Here is a 17,701-nt window from a genome sequence, read left to right as displayed (position 1 = left end):
AGAGGTAGATAAAAAATGACAACGAATGATGGCAAGCAAAGGATCGCGACGCAAGTAGCACCTGATATTTTTTGTCTCGAAATACCTACTCCTTTTGATGTGGGGCCAGTAAACGTCTACTTGCTAAAAGGGGAGCGCTTGACCTTAGTTGATGTGGGTCCATTGACCGACGATGCGTGGGCGGCCTTAACAGAAGGCTTAGAATCGATTGGGGTAAGCGTGCAAGATATCGAGCAAGTCATACTGACGCACCATCATGTGGATCATTGTGGGCAGTTAGAAAAAGTACGGGAGCAATCGGGAGCGAAGACGTTTGCCCATCCGCAGGCAACACCTTATGTACAGCAGGATGAGCAGTTTATGACTTTTCATGATCAGTTTTTCGAAGAGTTGTACATCCAGAGCGGTGTACCAGAAAAAATGATGATCATTATCTCGAAATTTCACAAGCTGATGAAGACGTTTTCTGCGCCAAGCCAGATTGACTTTCATCTGAAGCATGAGCAAAAGGTACCGTACTTGGAGGACTGGCAGGTACTGTATACGCCAGGACACAGCCAAAGCCATCTTTCGTTGTATCGGGCAAAGGATCAAGTCATGATTGGTGGAGACCATATCATCAAGCGAATATCATCCAATGCCTTCATTGAACCACCCCGGAATCGTTCGAGTACAAGACCACTGACTTTGATTCAATACCGCACAGCGCTGCAAATGTGTGCGGACATGGAGATCAAACAAGTCCTCAGTGGACACGGTCAACCGGTTTACAATCATCGAGAGCTCATACTCGCTCGTCTGCAAAAGAACTGGGAGAGAACAGACACGCTCCGCAGGCTTCTTGCAGATGGAGAAAAGACAGCTTTTGAACTGAATGCTCTCTTATTTCCAGGCTTGTACCGAAAAGAATTGCCATTGACGCTATCCGAGACATTAGGGCACATTGATTTGTTGATGATTCTCCATCAGATTGAAGTGAGAGAGCAGGATCGTATCTTGTATTACCACCTCTAAAACCTGATCGTGCAAGAGAGGCTTGCAAGTAGAATAAGCCTATTCCTCCCCGGAAACGCTAAAAGGGACTATTACCCTGGGGACCCCACATGAGGTTGACCCAGGGTAGCCGAGGGAGGGTAGCATCTATGCAGAAGTATTGGCCCATTTACGTGATGGCTCTTGTGTGTACAGTTGTTGTAGGTGGCTGTAATCAAATGAGTGTGAAGCAAGATGCGAATACAACATTTGAGCAGGTGCGTGACAAGTTCGATGCGCAGAAATCGTATGCATTCTACGGGCAAACCAAGCTGTTGACAGCGAATAGTGCCAATGCGAATATGGTTAACTTTTCGGGAAGAAAAGACGGAGAGGCTGTTTACATGAACGTGAAGCTCTCTGTCCCAGAAGAAAACAGAGTGGACAACTTATCCTTGCTCAGCCAAGGGGACAAGCTGTATACCAAGCATGGTCAAAACGAAAGCTGGAAACATGTCGCAGGGGATAGTCCGGCCCTGCATCAAGAAATGAACAACTGGAACCCCATCGCTTCCTTTCAGCAAATCGACAACATGAAAAGAACCGTTCGGATGTTGCCTGATGAGAATCCAAAAGACGATTTTGAGGCGCTCGGAGTTGTATTGGATTCTGCCAAACTAAAGAGCTGGCTTGTTTCCCAAATGCAAGAACAAACAAAGTCGGGAGCAAAAGTCCAATCGATAGCAGGCCGAGAGAAACCCTACATACCGAAGCTAAAGATAGCGATGTCACTCTCGGAAGGCAATTGGAGAGGAGCGCCCGCACATCATTCTGGACCCACGATTCAGTCCACGAAAAAGGTGGACGTAAACGAGCTCGTGAACCAGATGGAAGTGGAGGCAGAGTACACGATTCACTATAATAAAAAAACGATGCTCCCCACGAACATGACGATGTCCATTCGATCTGCGTACGATTTGAACGATCAGCGTGTAAAAGAGCATACACAAGTAGAAACGTATTTGCAGCAATACGGAGCAGTAGCCCCCATCACAGCTCCATAGGAAAAAGGCAAATAGAGAGTAAGAGTAATCAAGTGAGACGTTCCTCTTGCAAAACAGACAGGAGCGTCTTTTTTCTGTCAGGGAAAATTAAAAAATGAGGTAACTTGCTCGATGCTTTTTACGTACTTCTTATGTGGGAAGAAAATCTATGCGATAGCGGTTTTTTCGATGGAATCAGCATTTCTAGAAGGAATAATGGAAAACATTGTCGAACATACAACAAGACTATCTTTTTTCGTCGAATAATCTATACAATGGGAAAGATGCCTGATGGATCAGACGAAAATGCGTATTTTATCCGCAGCAGCGAAGCTTTTTGATGTTCATGGCTACAAAGGGACCTCCGTAAGACAAATTGCCTCTGTTGCTCAAGTAAATTCCGCGCTGATTTCCTATCACTTTGAAGGGAAGCAAGGAGTCCTGGAGACGTTGATTGCTTCTTACTTTGAGACGTTGTTTCGCCTTTTGGAAGAACTGGAAAACGAGCAGGAAAGCATCCCTGCCTATCAACGATTGGAACAAGTTGTGCAGCTGTATTTGCAATTTCAATGTGAGCATGCGCCTATCACGCGTTTGATTCATCGTGAGCTGAGCGTAGAATCCATGCTTGCACGTGAAGTGATGACGCTATATATGAGCCGCTGGAAGCACGGGCTTTCCCGTGTGATCGAAGGCGGTGTCGTCTCGGGTGAGTTTTTGCCCGTCTCTATTGATCGTACAGTGCTGGCTATGACGAGCCAGATGATATATCCATTTTTGCAACCACAAATGGTTCGCCAGGTCTATGATCTGGAGCCATCTTCCGAGGAGTTCGTCCAATGGCTGCAAACCTCGATTATGTGTTATCTGCGAGGTTCTTTGCTGCCCGCTTAGGCGTGGCCTCTCCCAATGAATGATTCTAGTAAGGGGATGTATGACAAGTGAAACGAAAACTATTCATGCTCTGTTTGGCAGGCATGTTGTTATATACGAATCCGGCTTATGCGACGCCGTTTCCAGATAAAAAAGACGAAGTTGTTCAGGACGCTGACAACTATTTGAAAAAAGAAGACAGGACCGCCTTTGCAAATTCATTGAACGGCATACCAGGCAGCTACAAAGTCGTAGTAGTGGAAAGCACTGCACCGGAAGCCGAATCTCCAGATATCTACGCGCAAAAGCTGTTTGACAATTACAATTTAGCCGACGATGCACTCATGATCGTACTCGACATAAACACCGAGCAGCTGGGGATTTATGCCGGTCCCAATTTGCAGGCAAAAGGTGCCACGATGGCATTGCTGCATGACAAGATCGCGTCTTTCTATGAACCATTCCGTACACAAAAGCAGTATTTGACCGGGATTCAGACGTTAATTGCGGAAGTAAACCAAGAGCTTAGCCGTATTGAAAGCAAGCAAGCAACAGCAAACCCGGGGGCGACCGATGCTAGTAAAGCGGAAGAGAGCGAAAGCAGTAGCGCATTCGGAGGCATTCCATGGTGGATCTATCTAGTTGGAGCGGTATTTGCTGGGCTATCCATCGGCTTGATTTACGCGATGATCAGACGCCGTGCTATTTTTGCTCAAGTAGACGATGTAGAGGATTGGAAGGAAGAGCTCGTTGAGAAGATCAATGTCATCGAGGTGGAAAAACCGCTTCGCCGTTCCAGCGGCATGACAGAAGTACGTTACCACCACTTGGCTGACAAAAAAGAAAATCTGTTGCGCATTCGCATCCCTGATGTGGAAATGATGATTCTCGATGCGGAAGAGGCTTGCGATCGCTTCCGTTTTACGTTGGCACTTGGCATGCTGAATGAGGCGAGAGAGGCCATTTCAAAAATTGAGGAAGAGCTGAATGAGCTAAAAACAGACACTTCCAAAGTGGCAGTTACCAAGCAAGAAAACAAAGTTGTTGTTCCTGAGATCGGAAAGCAAGTGGAGCAGATGGAACGACGCTTGTCTGATTTGCGTCTGGAGTACGGCTTGTCTTTCCATGAGCTGAAAGCATCGCTCGATGAAGTAGACACGATGCGAAAACTCGTGAAAACGGCGCGGGCGGCAGGGGACGACATTGCCGCGTACGAAACCACACAAAAAGCGCAGCAAGTATTGGAGCAGGTAGGACAAGCAATGGAGCTCATTCCAAAGCTTGTGCAACGCGTGAAAAAAGAATTGCCGGAAGAATTCAAGCATCTGGAAGAAGGAATTGAGCAGGCCGTTCGTGACGGCTTTGATTTAAAACAGGATTCCTTGGACAATGCCCTCTTGCAGGCGAAGCAATTGGTTATGTCCGCGAAAAGTGCTCTGGAAGAGGGCAGCCTGGAAATGGTGTTGACCCATGTCAAAGCGTTCGAAGTCCTTCTTGATGCGACGTATCAAGCGATAGAAGATGGCGTTCTTGCCAGTGATGAAGCAGCGGCGACAGTATATGCAGAAGTGGAACCGCAAGCAGAAGCGAATCAAGGCAAAGATGAAACAGAATTTGTGCAGGTAGAAAAGAGAGCAGAAGTAGGAGAGTTGGAACAGGATGATTCGCTACAGCAAGTAGCTGCGACATCCGCGCCTGTGGAGCCGGAAATTCTTACACCTGAGCCGACTCCAGCTAGCGAGACCGAGCATTCTACCAGCGAAGCAGATCCAGAAAAGCCGACTCATCTCCAGCAGTCGAAAGTGGAAGAAGAGCGAACGGTGCGAGGAAAATCCGCAGAGCTGAGTGAAGCTGAGCGTTCCGTTTTGTTGCAAGCTATTCCTCAGCTTTTCAATAAAAAAGCACAAAAACCTGCTCCAGCAGTCAAAGCTGAGGAGCCTGCTTACGAAGAAGAAGAAGAGTATGAACTGGTCATGCCGAAGAGTCAGCCTGAACAGGAAGAGATGATTCCGGAAGAAGAAGAGCAAACGTATTTGGTCATCGAAACGGAAGACGATGCGCTGGATGAACTGGAGCGAATTTCTAACACATTAGTCCGCGTCCGTCAGCAAATCAAGCGCAGCTACTTGCCGGGGATTCCGGATCAATTGAAATACATGTTTGAAGAAGTCGTGCAAACGTTGGGGCGCGTGCAAACGATCATGGAGCAATACCGCTATGATCTGGAAGAGGTGGCTATGCTGGTTCAGGACGCAAGTGATTTGGTCGGCGAAACAGAGCGGATGGCAGAACGTATTATCACAACTTGTCAGATGGCAGAGGGTGCCATTCAGTATACCAACCGTTATCGCCGACAAAATCGCCAGGTCAATGAGTTGTTGACGAAGGCAGAGATATCATTTCGACAACTGGCTTTCGCAGAAGCCTATCAGCTTGCCGAGGAGGCCCGTCTGGTAATCGAAGGCGCACCAGCCGAAGAGGACAATCGTTGGCTTCTCCGTCGTAAGAAAAAAGGATGAGTCCGATGATGGTCTTTCCTCTCTTCTTACTGGCAGTTGGCATTCTCGTCATGGTACAGCCGCGGACAAAACGCTGGCAATCGCGGATGAACGCTCATTTTCAAGGAGACGAAAGGCGCATGAAGCAGCGTGCCAACACGTTTTTTCTGTTGGGCTTAGCCTTTTTGTTCGCTGGATTTGCGTATTTGTTCCGCCTTGTCGGATAAACCAATAACGAATAATAAAGCACCTGCTATGAAAAGATGGACTTGCCTTCTTTTGTAGCAGGTGCTTTTTGTTGGGCAAAAAAAGAAGCATCGCTCACGCAGGCGATGCCCCATCTAGGAAGATAAAGGGAGTAAGGTCTGTTAAACCAGCACATTACAACTAGGGGGGAGTAATGTGCTGATTTCTCTTTTCATGAAAAGAGAACCTGATTCATAGTTTCCCCAATCCCTCTTGATCTAAACGTCATTCTCGTAAAAAAATTCAAATGCTTCCTGCGCACTATGCGTACCCGCAGAATGGCCGGAGGAAAAGGCGATGGTGATGTTGTAGCCACCGGTATGGGCGTGGACGTCCATGACCTCGCCCGCAAAATACAACCCATCCATGAGCTTGGATCTCATCGAGCGTGGATCGATCTCTTTCACACTCACACCCCCACCTGTAATGAACGCTTCTTCAAGAGAGAGCGTGCCCGTAATCGTGAGTGGAAAAGCTTTGATCAAGCTCGTGAACTTGGTCCACTCTTGTTTCTTCATATGGCTGTAGGTCGTTTCTTCCGAAATTCCTGCCATCGAAAGCAAGAGTGGGATAATCCGTTCGGGGAGGAAGCCTTTGATTGCATTTTTTACTGCCTTTTTTGGTTGGTCCTCAATCAGCTGCCAGCTTTCCGCCGTGATTTCCTCGGCCGTTCTGTCAGGCATGAGATCGATCGTCAGTGATAGAGGAACCGCTCCGTATTTTCGTTGCGACACAGAGACATAGTGCCCCATGCGCAGGGATGCGGGGCCTGATATTCCGAAATGAGTGAAGATCATATCGCCTTCTTGGGTGTTGATCTTTTTCCCATTGGGCGCATACAAGGTCATCGTGATGTCACGCAGCGACATACCCTGAATTGATTTATCACGAACAAAAGAGTCATTGGCTGTAAGTGGTACTTCAGTAGGATACAGCTCTGTGATCGTATGCCCGGCTGCTTTCGCCCATGCATAGCCATCGCCTGTAGACCCTGTCTGTGGCACAGAACAGCCTCCGACAGCAATAATCACACAAGGCGCGGTGATTTTCTCTCCGGACTGGAGCATGATGCCACCGACTCTGCCTTCCGAATAGAGTACTTCTTTTACAGCGGCATTTAAATGGATGGTGGCACCTTGGCGCTTCAATAAATCAATCAATGCTTGAGCGACTGTCACTGCTTTATCTGTGACGGGAAACATACGGCCCCGATCCTCTTCTTTTAATGCGACACCCATCTCCTCAAAAAACTGGATAATCTCTCGGTTGCCGAAATGGGTGAGAGCACTGTACATGAAGCGGCCATTTCCCGGCATTTGTTTGATTAATTCATCTTGCTCCTTGGCATTGGTTACATTACAGCGACCGCCGCCAGAAATGATGAGCTTGCGTCCGAGCTTCGAGCCTTTTTCCACGAGACAAACTCTTGCTCCTTGACCAGAAGCAGCAATAGCAGACATTAGCCCAGAGGGGCCGCCGCCTATGATGATAACGTCATAATTGTATTGTGATCGATTCATTTCATTCTCGTCCTTTGTTGTATAGGGTTGGGCAACCACCATTTTACCACAACCTGCGCACTCGGGCGCAATTCTAGCTAAGATGAGAGGACGAGGCCCCTAAAATATCAGTCAACGGTTGCCTTTCTAAGACGTAACGAACGGTGGATTCACCACGGAGGATATTCGTAACGACATATCCTTTGGCAAAATAGGTCGTGAACAATTCGCGCGTCATTTCTCGCCACGAGGAAGCGACAGTCATATCTGCTCGTTTTACATCCTGGAAGAAGGCAGGGACAGGCAGCAGCACCACAGGCTCTTCGCGTGACAAATCGATTTCGATGGGATGTGGAATACCATCCTTTATTACTAGGCGCAACAGGTCTGGCGCCTGTTCAAAAGACGGAGCAGAGCTTTTCCCAGACTGACGCAACTCCACACGATTGCTTCTGATCAACCATTCAACGAGAAAACGGTCTGTCGGCAGTCCTCGATTGAAGTCATCATCGAGCTGTCCGTAGCAGTTTGGTAAATAGGTTCGAACGATTCCACCGAGCTTGGCGATGTTCAGAACGCCGTTTACTGTCTCAAGCGGATCGTACGTCCATGTAATTTTGGAATAGCCCGCCGCTACTGCTTCTTCTTTTTGCAGCCATTTCATTTGTACACCCAGCCCTTGCTTGCGATACTCTGGCAAAAAGCCTAGCATGTGCGAGCAAAGATGGGGTTCTCCGTTGGTGAAGCCTGGGAAGCTGTACAAAAAGCCGATCATTTCCTCGCCATCGAATGCTCCTAAAAACAAACCGCCAAACTTTTGCATGGTGAGTGTCATATGGTGGGGAATAGCACTAGAAGGGTCCCATATTTTTCCCTCCATTCCTTCTAATTGCTCAATTTCACTGAATTCGGACAACTTTCGCAACGTGATTGCCATCTGCTTTTTCCTCCTCAAACGATTCGTGTTTTTTTTCATTCGGGACAAGATCTTGCATTCCTGCTTGGGAGTAGTTGCGTCTGAATTCTCTCTCGCTGATAATAGAGAAGGACAACAGGCATGAAACTAGGGTCGAGGAGGATTTTTGGCGATGGAAAATAAATTTCAAGTTGAACTGTGGAACCGTTTGACGCAGGCACCAGGAGCGCCTGGCTTCGAAGGTCCGGTACGCGAGATTATGCGGGAATACATAAGCAGCTATACGAGTGAACTCATGTACGACAATTTGGGCAGTATTTTTGGCGTTATGCGTGGTGACGAGAACGGTCCGAAAATTATGGTAGCGGGTCACATGGACGAAGTGGGCTTCATGGTCACCCGAATTTCTGATAAGGGGTTTATTTCTTTTCAGACGTTGGGAGGCTGGTGGGGGCAGGTCCTGCTCGCGCAACGTGTACAAATTATTACGGACAATGGACCGGTCGAAGGCGTTATCAGTTCGATCCCGCCACATGTCTTGAGCGACGATCAGCGCAATCGCCCGATGGATGTACGCAACATGTACATTGATATCGGCGTAGATTCACGTGAGGAAGCAGAACAGGTAGGGATACGGGCTGGCCAGCAAATCGTTCCGGTTTGTCCGTTGCAGGTCATGGCTAATCCGCGCCGCATAATGGCTAAAGCATGGGATAATCGCTATGGTTGCAGTTTGGCAGTGGAGCTCGCAAAAGAGCTGCACGAAAAACCCGATCATCCGAATGTCGTCTACGTCGGGGCTACTGTACAGGAAGAATTGTCCGGGCAGCGCGGCGCGAAAACTGCCGCTGCGTCCATCGATCCAGATTTGTTCTTGGCATTGGATGCGAGTCCAGCGACAGACATACCAGGTGTAAAAGACGATGGCGGCAAGCTCGGCGGTGGACTTTTGATGCGCATCTACGATCCGATGTACGTCATGCCGGTAGGATTGCGTGAGCTTCTTATCTCGACGTGCGAAGAAGAGAATATTCCGTACCAGATTTATGTGGCAAAAGGCGGGACGGATGCAGGTGTCGTTCAGTACCATGGCAAGGGAGTACCGTCTGCCGTTATTGGAATTCCTTCCCGTTACATTCACAGCCATGCTTCGATCATTGATCGCGAGGATTACGAGGCAGCCAAGCGTCTCTTGTTCAGTGTCATTCGCAAGCTGGACCGTGCGACGTGGGAATCCATTTTGCCTAGATAAATGGTCTGGAGAATATCGTCGAGGAAAGAGAAAGCGGAGGAGTGCTTTTGAACGGGATCAAATTGTATACACGGCGTCAGGGCGAAGCTACGTCCTTTGAATTTAATGTGTTTGACAATCAATTCGCTACGGAGAATCTGGCAGTGCGCAAGGTGTTGATGGCAATGCTTGCAGCCGTTTCTAACAATTTGACCGAGCTGGAAGTAGAGTACAACGACAGCATACTGGTGGAAAAGGTCGGGGCGAAGCGTGCCGGTGAACTGCTTCGTTTTCTCGGGGCAACAAAAGAGAACATGCGGGAAAATCTGAGCAATGGTGTAGTTGTCAGCCGGATTTTTCAAGCGCCTTTTACACAGGAGCACTATGAATACTTCTACAACTTGACGGACATCGCACAGCTGTCACACTATCGCTTGAAAGAGGGCGATGAAGATCGCATCGTGTTTTATTTCACACGCTATCTCCAACTGATTGCGCCTGATGAAAAGTCAAGCCAAGCGTTTTTGAAAAAAATGGAAGAATTTTCCCTGCCGTACAAGCTCGTACCGATTGCGTAATTAAAACGAAAAAAGTCATTTTGCCCTTGCATGAAGGCGCAAAATGACTTTTTTATTGATTGCGTGAGGTTTAGGTGGAAGGACGATTTGGCCCCTCCAGTTTTTTGTCTCCATAGCCCGGTGCATCGTTCTGAACGTTTTTAGGCTGGCGATTGCGCTCGTCTTGTCGATTTTGCTGTACGGATGTGTCCTTGTTTTGCTTGGTCATGTCATTACTCCTTTTTTAACGTATAGAAATTTATAAGCTCATGCTTATGGATTGCGGAGCGCATGAAAACATTCCGCAGAAACGCGGTCGCTCTGCCATGAACAGGCTTCGATAGAAGTTTTCTTACAGCCATGGCTGCCAAGTCGAATTTGTTTTTTGGCGAATGCGGGAGGATACATGGTCCTCCAGTTGGATGAATAGGGAGGTGAGCGGCACTCGCCTAAGCACTTCCATTTGCTTTTCGGGTTGATGCAGTGTGTGTTCCTCTGTGTTCATGTGGCCCCTTCCTTTCTACGATTTTTTGAGGGTGAGCCAAGTACAGCGTTTTTGTGGCGAGGAATTGCGTAAAGGGCAAACAGACCAAGAATGGCCGACAAAAACAGCGTAATCACTCCATAGCCGATCCACGGATAATTGCTGCCGACTCCTCCTAGTTTTTCAACCATCGCTCCACCCAATCCAGTCCCAAGAGCCGTCCCAAGACCAGATACGAAATTGGAAAAGCCAAAGTACGCCCCCAGCCATTCTTCCTTTGCGAAATAAGTGACGAGACTGTCCAACATCGGCATAAACAGCATCTCACCCAAAATGAAAAGAATCGCAGCCCCGCACAGTGTGAGAAAGTGGTTCGCCCATCCCATGAGCGTAAGTCCTGCACCTAACAAGATCGTTCCCATCGTTACAGATAAGTACGGATTGATGCGCTGTAGAACAAAACGTGAGATAAACCCTTGCAAGACGACGACACTGAGCGAGTTGATTGTCCAAATGAGGCCAATCATCGTAGCGGAATGCAGGACATGCTCTCCCCGCAGCGGCAGGATCATAGCGAATTGAGCGTAAAGCGCCCAGATTAAGAGCGAGATCCCGGAAAAAAGCAGAAAGCTGCGATGGGTCAAGATGTGACGATACTCCTTGATCGGCGTTTGCTTGCAATCTGTTCCCACACAGCGATCATCGGGAAGGATGAATCGAGAAAAGACAGCAAGTGCTCCGTACACAAAGGCAGCTACGAGAAACGGCTGTTTCCCACCCGCAGTCATCCACGTAATGACCAAGCCTGCGACAATGATCCCGCTATGAGCGAGTATCCCTCTCCACGAAAAGGCAGCGGTTCTTTGGCTCTCATCCACTTCATCCGCGATCATGGCTTTAATGGTCGGAGCGAGCAGGCCAAGACCCAAGCCGTTGACAGCGGAGAATAACAAGAAGAAACCATAGGAATGGCTGAAGTGATAGCCTGCCATGGCACATCCTTGAAGGAATGCCCCCAAGGCGAGGATGGAGCGTTTGCCCAAGCGATCTGACATCAAGCCGCCTGCCAAGCTTCCGATTTGGTATGTGATGCTTCCCGCTGCCAAAATGATGCCGACTTGGGAGAGAGAAAGAACCCGTACCTTTTGCAAAAAGACTGGGAAGACGGGAATGACCAGATAAGAGGCCATGTGCATGAAAAAGACGACTATCAGTAACAGCAAGTAAGGCTTGTTGCGTAACAGAGATCCAGTAGAGGCTGTCATGTTCGTCTCCTCTTTGATTCATTCCTCCCTAGTATGAGTGGAAAAGGTTTGTCACTATGCAAAGAAAAGGTCATGTCTAGTCGTTTTTCACAAACATAATATAGGCCAGCACACAAAATGGATAGGAAGGCAGGCAAGCGTCCAATCCAACAAGCGTGGAACCACATATACCTATAGGGAAAGGTACCATGGGCGGTAGGGAATGGTGCGAGGAGTGCGGCAGGATGAAGGGGGGATCTGACGTGAGAGGATTTGGTTTCTTCAACGAGGAAGGTTTCGAAGTGATCATCTGGATCATCGTGATCGTATTTCTCCTCGTTATATTTTTTGACGAAGGGATAGATTAAGATGAGTGCATATCGGCCGGTTCGGCAATTGAATCACTATTACAAATCAAACGACGGTTTCAAGAAATGGATTCGTGCCAATGAGCAATGGTTCAAGCAAAATCCAGAGGTGTTTAACCAGATGCTGCGCAATCCGAAAATGGTCAACTTGTTTACAGATCTCATGATCATGAACTCGCCGCGCATTGAAAAGAAACTGAAGAAATGGAGAAGGAACCAACGCTGACCGATCCGGCATGCTGCCAAATATAGCATGCCGCTTTTTTATTTGGAACGCTGACGAGTCCTGTTATAAAACCGGGATGACGAGCGTAGGGATAAGCATATGCTGCTTGTTCGAAGAAAGGATGAAGCACAAGATGGCACAAGTCATTTTGACGTTTTTCGTGGCTTATGGCATTGTGGTCGGCGGCGCTCTTTCAGGTGGGGTGGGCGCGTTTCTCACAGAAAAGCCTCCGCTGTTATCTATGGCCCAATTGGCTGACCAGCTCAAAATATGGGGATTGGTTGGGGCATTGGGCGGAACCTTTGATTCGTTTTTGCAGATCGAAAAAATACTGATGGGAAATTTGACACCTGTCTTTAAACAGCTTGTGATGATCGTCGTCGCATTCTTGGGTGCCCATATCGGAACGATTTGTGTGCATTGGCTGGTACAGGTGCGCTCATGAAGGTGACTCTTTGGAAACGTTACCTCGCTCTTTTGCTCATGGGGTGCGTGTTGGGCGGAACGGTGATTTTATTTACATACGGACGCGAAATGGAACAGATGATGTTGATCAAAAAAAGCTTGGAGCTCCAAAACAAAAAACTGTACGAGGAAAATCTGGAGCTGAAGCAAAATCAGCGGGTCTATCGCAAAAAGCAAGAGTCTGTCATCGAAGACGTACGCGCTTCTGTCCTCACTGCGGATCAGAAGCAGCCGCTGCATGCCACCATTGTGGTACAAGTAGTCGATCGCGTGGAAAAGGATCTCGCTTCGTTAAAAGGGAAGAAGGTTGAGCAGGTTGCGGAGGTCCATCAGGTCTTGCATGAAATGCTGCGACGCCGCGAATATATTTTGTCTGATCGAACGACAGTGGAGGTACGAATCAAAACGGTGGTGATCAGTAGAACGCTGCATGTGTTCGTGACAGCGGACGTTATACCCGATGATGTTTGGCAAAAGATTGCGCGAAACTTTCTATTTCTTCCGCCGTATATTTCAATATAGAATATCTGATAGCCAGATCATGTAGGTCTGGGTCGGTATAAAGGAGAGGCGAACACATGTCCATGTTCAAAAAATTGTTGGCTAGTGTAGGTATTGGCTCTGCCCAAGTAGATGCACGTCTTGAGCAGGATTCACTCATTCCCGGAGATATGGTCAGAGGTGAGGTCCATATCAAGGGTGGAGATGTGGCCCAGGAAATCGACGAAATCTACATGTATGTCGTCACACATTATGAAAGAGAAATCAACGACAGCAAGACGAAGGAAGAATGCACACTAGTAAAATACCGTCTGTCTGAGCGGGTACAATTGAAACCGAAAGAAGAAACCGTTTTGCCATTCGCTTTTCAATTGCCGTATGAAACGCCATTGACGATGGGGCGTCAACCTGTTTACTTGCGGACAGGTCTCGATATTAAAAATGCGATTGACCCGGGGGATTCCGATTTCATCGAGGTTCGCCCACATCCGTTAATGTCCAAAGTGTTGGATGCTGTTCAACAGATCGGATTCCAGCTGTATAAGGTAGACTGCGAATACAATCGCCACCTGGGCCGCAATCATCCGTTTGTACAGGAATTTGAATTCCGTCCGACAGGGCCATACCGTAGCCAATTGGAGGAACTCGAAGTAGTCTTCTACCTTCGCGATGGCGAATTGGAAGTTTTATTGGAACTGGATAAACGTGCGCGAGGCTTTATGGGAGCATTTGAAGAAGCGTTTAATCTCGATGAACGCTATATCCGTTTCCGCTTAACGAATGCAGACGTGAACAAACATACGCATGTCATTGCAGAAGCGATTGAAGCACTCATTAAGCAGCAGCTTCGATAGAGTAGGATACAAAAAAGGCCTGACGGAGTGAAAATGACCACTCTGTCAGCCTTTTTTCTTTATGGAGGTCTTAATCATCTCCAACTCCTACGATAGACAACAGAACGAACAAGACGAGAACCAGCGCAATCCCATTAAAGCCACCGTTAAAAAAACTCATCGATATTCCTCCCACCCGAAAGATGTAGTTAATTCCCTATAGGATAGTCATTGATCTATGAATCGGTGTCGAGGCTTCTACCTAATTCCTGTACACAACTTTCTTTTTAATTTTTCGATTTGCATGTATAGGGCTGGATTTTTCTGACAATACTGTGAGCATGAAGAATCCAGAGGAGGATATTATTATGAATTTGTTAGAAAAAACGAGAAAAATTAATGTGATGCTTCAAAAAACAATGGGTGGAAGCGGAGTAGCCTTCCAAGATCTTGCAAGACTTTTATCTGAAGTGATTTCTGCAAATGTTTATATCATTACAGCAGATGGCTCGATCCTGGGAAGTGGAATGAATCAGGAGATTTCCCTGCAAGAAGACGGTCGTTCCTCCACGCAGCTGCAGGAAGGTGTACACCAGAAGCTGCTGGAAGTTACACAAACCTTGGCGAACGAGCCGATTACCAGTCCGTACAGCCTGGTTCCAAAAGAGCTGAATTCGATCTTCCCGCAAATGATGACGACGATTGTTCCTATCATTGCAGGGGGAAGTCGTCTTGGCACACTAGTCCTGCTGCGTGCTTACGGTCAGTTTGAAACAGAGGATCTGATTTTGGGCGAGATCGGTGCTACCGTAATCGGTATGAAAATCGTTCGTCAGCGCACAGAACAGATTGAAAATGAAGTGCGCGACAAAACATTTGCCAAAATCGCACTCTCTTCGTTGTCCTACAGTGAACAGATCGCGATTGAAAAAATTATGGAGCAATTGGATGCACGCGAAGGCTTGCTGGTAGCTAGTCAGCTGGCAGATCAAGCAGGTCTGACACGTTCTGTCATCGTGAACGCTCTTCGCAAGCTGGCAAGCGCGGGTGTGCTGGAATCCCGTTCGTTAGGGATGAAGGGTACATATATCAAAGTGCTGAATGACAAGTTCCCATCTGAATTGGCGAAATGGAAAACCTCATAAATGGCATGAGCTACGAAAGAAGCTCTCCCTGTACTAGGGAGAGCTTTTATTTATGAATCAACGAGTATAGCAGAATAGATAAAACGTTCATGATTTAGCGATTGAATTAATGATTTTCTTCCCTTTATAATGTCCACAAAGGTTGAAACTTCAAAAAAATCAAAAATTTAAAGTTCATACTTCAAAATCGAATGGAGGGTCTAAGAATGAAGGTGATTATTGGTGGGATTGCGCATGAAACGAACACGTTTTCCAATGTGCCCACGACGCTTGAGATGTTTCAAAGCTATGAGTGGGATTATCATGAAACGATTGTGAATCGCAATCGGGGCGTTCGCAACTTTCCGGGAGGGATGGTGGATCGCGCGGAAGAGCTGGGCATCGAGTTACTGCCGACCTTTCTCACCTTTACGTATCCAGCGGGGACGATTTTACGAGAAGCGTATGACCAGATTAAAAAGGAGCTTCTTGACACCATTGCCGCGACAGAAGGTGCAGATGCCATTTGTCTTGGTCTTCACGGAGCGGGGGTCGTAGAAGGAATCGATGACCTGGAGGGCGACATTCTGGCATCAGTGCGTCAGTTGGTCGGTTATGACATTCCCTTAATTGTTACGCTCGACCTCCATGCAAACATGACACAAAAAATGGTGGATGAGGCCGATGCGCTTCTGGGTGTTCACCTCTACCCGCATGTGGATTGCTATGAACGCGGAATTGAAGCGATCGACCTAGCGCATAAGATGGTTACGGAAGGTATCAAGCCGACCATGCATTTGACCCGACTGCCACTATTGATTCCGACATCAGCTACTCATCATTCCCCGGCACGCGAAATAAACGAAGCCTGCTGGGCGTGGGAAAAGGAAGAAGGCGTCATCGACTGTGCATTCTTCCACGGATTTCCCTACACGGACATTCCTGAGCTGGGCGTCTCCGTATTGAGCGTTACGAATAACGATCAGGAGCTCGCCAAAAAAGTGAGCGAGGATGTCGCCAGTCTGATTTGGGAAAAGCGGGATGAATTCGAGCTGAACATGCCCACTCCTGCCGAGGGAATTGCGATGGCACTGGAAACGGAAGGCATGCCCATCGTAATCAATGAGACCTCAGATAATCCAGGCGGAGGCACACCCGGAGACGGAACGCATTTACTGCGGGCAATGCTGGAAGCCAAGCTGACAAATGCATGCTTTGGTTTTATTTACGATCCCGAAGTGGTCCAGATTGCCCATCAAGCTGGAGTAGGCGCTACCATACAATTATCACTGGGTGGAAAGACAGACTACTTGCATGGAGAACCACTTGAAGTAACAGCCTACGTCAAAGCTTTGACAGATGGAAAATTCATTGCAACGACGCCGATGGGGCAAGGGGGGCATGAGAATTTTGGCAAGTCCGTTCGCTTGCAAATTGACGGGGTTGATGTACTGGTTTGCTCCGTGAAATCGCAAGTGCTGGATGAGCAAATTTTTCTGTTGCACGGAATTGACGTGACCAAATACAAAATCGTGGCCTTGAAATCAAGCACACATTTCCGAGCATCCTTCGAACCGATCAGCGCACGCGTCATTACCGTCGATTCGCCGGGATTGACGACGCTCAACTTCCGATTCTTCAAATACGAGCGCGCCATTCGTCCGATTTATCCGTTAGACCCAGCCACAGAGTGGAACCTACATCAATTGACAAGGAAGTAGATGATCATGGAATCCGTACAGGAGCGCATCCGCAAGCATTATCCGGAATTGACCAACCAACAAAAACTCGCAGCCAAATACATTCTCGCCGAGCCGAAGTCCGTTGCACTGCAACCAGCCAAAGTTGTCGGGGCATTGAGCGGTACAAGCGAAACGACAATCATCCGACTATCCTACGCTCTCGCCTACTCCGGGTATAGCGAATTGCAAAATGAGATTCGCAGCTCCTTATTGGAAAAAGTCCCAAAAGCTGATGCCATCCACAGTTTTCGAACAGCGGCTGTGGAGATGAAGGGAAAACAAGACCTGATTTCTTATAACATGGAGCAGGATGTTGCGTATATTCGGCAAACGTTAGGGGAGTTGCAAAAGAACCATCTTTTGCAAGCGGTTTCAAGTATTATGGCAGCCAAACACATTCTCGTGGTAGGGTTTCGCAGCTCCTATGCTCCAGCCCATTGGCTCGCCTTTACACTGAATGTCGTCAGAGGAAACGCGCATCTGTACAATGGGCCAGTTGATGACGTCAACTATCTGTTGACCCAGATCAATCAGGAGTGGCTCGTGATCGCACTCTCCTTCCCCCGCTATACGAGTGAAACGATCCTGTTTGCAAAAGCAGCCAAAGAGAGAGGCGCCAAAATCATCGGGATTACAGACGATGAGCTATCTCCGATTGGGCCAGTAGCCGACCAAATTTTGAAAGTCAGCGCACCTGCTCCTACTGCCTTAAAAGGAATGACGGCGATCTTTTCCATGCTGAATATTTTGATCAGTGGTGTGGTTCAGGCTGATGGGGAACAGGTACAACAAAGACTGAAAGAATATGAAGAGACAAGTCGACAAATATACCCGTTTGCGGAAGGGACCGAAGTGTAACGGCAATTGATAAGGGGGATG

20 protein-coding genes are annotated in these 17,701 nt (G+C 47.8%); 14 read left to right on the top strand and 6 right to left on the bottom strand.

What is annotated here, in order from left to right:
- Window positions 1-15: 15 nt before the first annotated feature.
- From ACKKE8_RS22385 to ACKKE8_RS22365, 5 genes are all read left to right on the top strand, one after another.
- Window positions 16-1,014: an MBL fold metallo-hydrolase gene (locus ACKKE8_RS22385; protein WP_409174958.1), complete on the top strand. Its 999-nt coding sequence runs from the start codon at window positions 16-18 to the stop codon at window positions 1,012-1,014.
- 128 nt (window positions 1,015-1,142) lie between these two features.
- On the top strand, window positions 1,143-2,036 hold the full coding sequence (locus tag ACKKE8_RS22380; RefSeq protein WP_409174957.1) for a hypothetical protein: 894 nt from the start codon (window positions 1,143-1,145) through the stop codon (window positions 2,034-2,036).
- 270 nt (window positions 2,037-2,306) lie between these two features.
- Window positions 2,307-2,909: a forespore capture DNA-binding protein RefZ gene (gene refZ, locus ACKKE8_RS22375; RefSeq protein WP_409174956.1), complete on the top strand. Its 603-nt coding sequence runs from the start codon at window positions 2,307-2,309 to the stop codon at window positions 2,907-2,909.
- Between the two features lie 47 nt (window positions 2,910-2,956).
- Complete coding sequence (locus ACKKE8_RS22370; protein ID WP_409174955.1) at window positions 2,957-5,407, top strand: septation ring formation regulator EzrA; 2,451 nt, start codon at window positions 2,957-2,959, stop codon at window positions 5,405-5,407.
- Window positions 5,404-5,613 (top strand): hypothetical protein, encoded by a 210-nt coding sequence (locus ACKKE8_RS22365; protein ID WP_409174954.1) that lies wholly within the window; start codon window positions 5,404-5,406, stop codon window positions 5,611-5,613. The genes ACKKE8_RS22370 and ACKKE8_RS22365 overlap by 4 nt, the downstream gene beginning before the upstream one ends.
- A gap of 237 nt (window positions 5,614-5,850) precedes the next feature.
- Here the strand turns inward: ACKKE8_RS22365 and ACKKE8_RS22360 are convergent, their stop codons facing one another.
- Both ACKKE8_RS22360 and ACKKE8_RS22355 read right to left on the bottom strand, forming a co-directional pair.
- The gene (locus ACKKE8_RS22360; protein WP_409174953.1) at window positions 5,851-7,152 is read right to left on the bottom strand and encodes an NAD(P)/FAD-dependent oxidoreductase; all 1,302 of its coding nucleotides are present in this window, start codon (window positions 7,150-7,152) and stop codon (window positions 5,851-5,853) included.
- Between the two features lie 73 nt (window positions 7,153-7,225).
- Complete coding sequence (locus tag ACKKE8_RS22355) at window positions 7,226-8,068, bottom strand: GNAT family N-acetyltransferase (RefSeq protein WP_409174952.1); 843 nt, start codon at window positions 8,066-8,068, stop codon at window positions 7,226-7,228.
- A gap of 151 nt (window positions 8,069-8,219) precedes the next feature.
- On the opposite strand from ACKKE8_RS22355, the gene ACKKE8_RS22350 reads away from it, so the two are divergent.
- Window positions 8,220-9,299 carry a M42 family metallopeptidase gene (locus ACKKE8_RS22350; protein WP_409174951.1) on the top strand — a complete coding sequence of 360 codons (1,080 nt, stop codon included), beginning with the start codon at window positions 8,220-8,222 and terminating at the stop codon, window positions 9,297-9,299.
- Window positions 9,300-9,340: 41 nt separating this feature from the next.
- Window positions 9,341-9,856 carry a hypothetical protein gene (locus ACKKE8_RS22345; RefSeq protein ID WP_409174950.1) on the top strand — a complete coding sequence of 172 codons (516 nt, stop codon included), beginning with the start codon at window positions 9,341-9,343 and terminating at the stop codon, window positions 9,854-9,856.
- A gap of 70 nt (window positions 9,857-9,926) precedes the next feature.
- Here ACKKE8_RS22345 and ACKKE8_RS22340 read toward each other — a convergent pair whose 3' ends face one another.
- The 3 genes from ACKKE8_RS22340 to ACKKE8_RS22330 all read right to left on the bottom strand — a co-directional run bounded on the left by ACKKE8_RS22340 (window position 9,927) and on the right by ACKKE8_RS22330 (window position 11,584).
- Entirely contained in the window at window positions 9,927-10,064 is a 138-nt protein-coding gene (locus ACKKE8_RS22340) for a hypothetical protein (RefSeq protein ID WP_409174949.1), read from the bottom strand.
- 123 nt (window positions 10,065-10,187) lie between these two features.
- A complete protein-coding gene (locus ACKKE8_RS22335) occupies window positions 10,188-10,340 on the bottom strand; it encodes a hypothetical protein (protein WP_409174948.1) in 153 nt (50 codons plus the stop codon).
- Window positions 10,337-11,584, bottom strand: a complete 1,248-nt coding sequence (locus ACKKE8_RS22330; RefSeq protein ID WP_409174947.1) for an MFS transporter — start codon at window positions 11,582-11,584, stop codon at window positions 10,337-10,339. Before ACKKE8_RS22330 ends, ACKKE8_RS22335 begins: the two co-directional genes overlap by 4 nt.
- Before the next feature lie 348 nt (window positions 11,585-11,932).
- Between ACKKE8_RS22330 and ACKKE8_RS22325 the strand changes: the two genes are divergently transcribed.
- The 4 genes from ACKKE8_RS22325 to ACKKE8_RS22310 all read left to right on the top strand — a co-directional run bounded on the left by ACKKE8_RS22325 (window position 11,933) and on the right by ACKKE8_RS22310 (window position 13,977).
- Complete coding sequence (locus tag ACKKE8_RS22325; protein ID WP_409174946.1) at window positions 11,933-12,157, top strand: hypothetical protein; 225 nt, start codon at window positions 11,933-11,935, stop codon at window positions 12,155-12,157.
- Between the two features lie 133 nt (window positions 12,158-12,290).
- The gene (locus ACKKE8_RS22320) at window positions 12,291-12,602 is read left to right on the top strand and encodes a YtrH family sporulation protein (protein WP_007720892.1); all 312 of its coding nucleotides are present in this window, start codon (window positions 12,291-12,293) and stop codon (window positions 12,600-12,602) included.
- Window positions 12,599-13,144: a hypothetical protein gene (locus ACKKE8_RS22315; RefSeq protein ID WP_409174945.1), complete on the top strand. Its 546-nt coding sequence runs from the start codon at window positions 12,599-12,601 to the stop codon at window positions 13,142-13,144. Before ACKKE8_RS22320 ends, ACKKE8_RS22315 begins: the two co-directional genes overlap by 4 nt.
- A 56-nt stretch (window positions 13,145-13,200) precedes the next feature.
- Window positions 13,201-13,977 carry a sporulation protein gene (locus ACKKE8_RS22310; RefSeq protein ID WP_409174944.1) on the top strand — a complete coding sequence of 259 codons (777 nt, stop codon included), beginning with the start codon at window positions 13,201-13,203 and terminating at the stop codon, window positions 13,975-13,977.
- A gap of 70 nt (window positions 13,978-14,047) precedes the next feature.
- Here ACKKE8_RS22310 and ACKKE8_RS22305 read toward each other — a convergent pair whose 3' ends face one another.
- Window positions 14,048-14,137, bottom strand: a complete 90-nt coding sequence (locus tag ACKKE8_RS22305) for a sporulation protein YjcZ (RefSeq protein ID WP_088908707.1) — start codon at window positions 14,135-14,137, stop codon at window positions 14,048-14,050.
- Between the two features lie 187 nt (window positions 14,138-14,324).
- Here ACKKE8_RS22305 and codY point away from each other — a divergent pair, with 187 nt between their 5' ends.
- The 3 genes from codY to ACKKE8_RS22290 all read left to right on the top strand — a co-directional run bounded on the left by codY (window position 14,325) and on the right by ACKKE8_RS22290 (window position 17,680).
- A complete protein-coding gene (gene codY, locus ACKKE8_RS22300; protein ID WP_409174943.1) occupies window positions 14,325-15,101 on the top strand; it encodes a GTP-sensing pleiotropic transcriptional regulator CodY in 777 nt (258 codons plus the stop codon).
- Window positions 15,102-15,307: 206 nt separating this feature from the next.
- Window positions 15,308-16,801, top strand: coding sequence for a M81 family metallopeptidase (locus tag ACKKE8_RS22295; RefSeq protein WP_409174942.1), 1,494 nt, complete (start codon window positions 15,308-15,310; stop codon window positions 16,799-16,801).
- Window positions 16,802-17,680 (top strand): MurR/RpiR family transcriptional regulator, encoded by an 879-nt coding sequence (locus ACKKE8_RS22290; protein WP_409174941.1) that lies wholly within the window; start codon window positions 16,802-16,804, stop codon window positions 17,678-17,680.
- The last annotated feature ends 21 nt before the right edge of the window (window positions 17,681-17,701 follow it).

The organism is Brevibacillus fortis (assembly GCF_046196545.1).
Lineage (GTDB): Bacteria > Bacillota > Bacilli > Brevibacillales > Brevibacillaceae > Brevibacillus > Brevibacillus fortis_A.
Note: the sequence above shows the minus strand (reverse complement) of the source record. Positions and strands in the feature narration are given on the sequence as shown.

Bases quoted from the DNA above. Each gene is read 5' to 3' on its own strand.
- ACKKE8_RS22385 (WP_409174958.1), top strand. From the start codon at position 16: ATGACAACGAATGATGGCAAGCAAAGGATCGCGACGCAAGTAGCACCT.
- ACKKE8_RS22380 (WP_409174957.1), top strand. From the start codon at position 1,143: ATGCAGAAGTATTGGCCCATTTACGTGATGGCTCTTGTGTGTACAGTT.
- refZ (WP_409174956.1), top strand. From the start codon at position 2,307: ATGGATCAGACGAAAATGCGTATTTTATCCGCAGCAGCGAAGCTTTTT.
- ACKKE8_RS22365 (WP_409174954.1), top strand. From the start codon at position 5,404: ATGAGTCCGATGATGGTCTTTCCTCTCTTCTTACTGGCAGTTGGCATT.
- ACKKE8_RS22360 (WP_409174953.1), bottom strand. From the start codon at position 7,152: ATGAATCGATCACAATACAATTATGACGTTATCATCATAGGCGGCGGC.
- ACKKE8_RS22355 (WP_409174952.1), bottom strand. From the start codon at position 8,068: ATGGCAATCACGTTGCGAAAGTTGTCCGAATTCAGTGAAATTGAGCAA.
- ACKKE8_RS22350 (WP_409174951.1), top strand. From the start codon at position 8,220: ATGGAAAATAAATTTCAAGTTGAACTGTGGAACCGTTTGACGCAGGCA.
- ACKKE8_RS22340 (WP_409174949.1), bottom strand. From the start codon at position 10,064: ATGACCAAGCAAAACAAGGACACATCCGTACAGCAAAATCGACAAGAC.
- ACKKE8_RS22335 (WP_409174948.1), bottom strand. From the start codon at position 10,340: ATGAACACAGAGGAACACACACTGCATCAACCCGAAAAGCAAATGGAA.
- ACKKE8_RS22330 (WP_409174947.1), bottom strand. From the start codon at position 11,584: ATGACAGCCTCTACTGGATCTCTGTTACGCAACAAGCCTTACTTGCTG.
- ACKKE8_RS22325 (WP_409174946.1), top strand. From the start codon at position 11,933: ATGAGTGCATATCGGCCGGTTCGGCAATTGAATCACTATTACAAATCA.
- ACKKE8_RS22320 (WP_007720892.1), top strand. From the start codon at position 12,291: ATGGCACAAGTCATTTTGACGTTTTTCGTGGCTTATGGCATTGTGGTC.
- ACKKE8_RS22315 (WP_409174945.1), top strand. From the start codon at position 12,599: ATGAAGGTGACTCTTTGGAAACGTTACCTCGCTCTTTTGCTCATGGGG.
- ACKKE8_RS22310 (WP_409174944.1), top strand. From the start codon at position 13,201: ATGTCCATGTTCAAAAAATTGTTGGCTAGTGTAGGTATTGGCTCTGCC.
- ACKKE8_RS22305 (WP_088908707.1), bottom strand. From the start codon at position 14,137: ATGAGTTTTTTTAACGGTGGCTTTAATGGGATTGCGCTGGTTCTCGTC.
- codY (WP_409174943.1), top strand. From the start codon at position 14,325: ATGAATTTGTTAGAAAAAACGAGAAAAATTAATGTGATGCTTCAAAAA.
- ACKKE8_RS22295 (WP_409174942.1), top strand. From the start codon at position 15,308: ATGAAGGTGATTATTGGTGGGATTGCGCATGAAACGAACACGTTTTCC.
- ACKKE8_RS22290 (WP_409174941.1), top strand. From the start codon at position 16,802: ATGATCATGGAATCCGTACAGGAGCGCATCCGCAAGCATTATCCGGAA.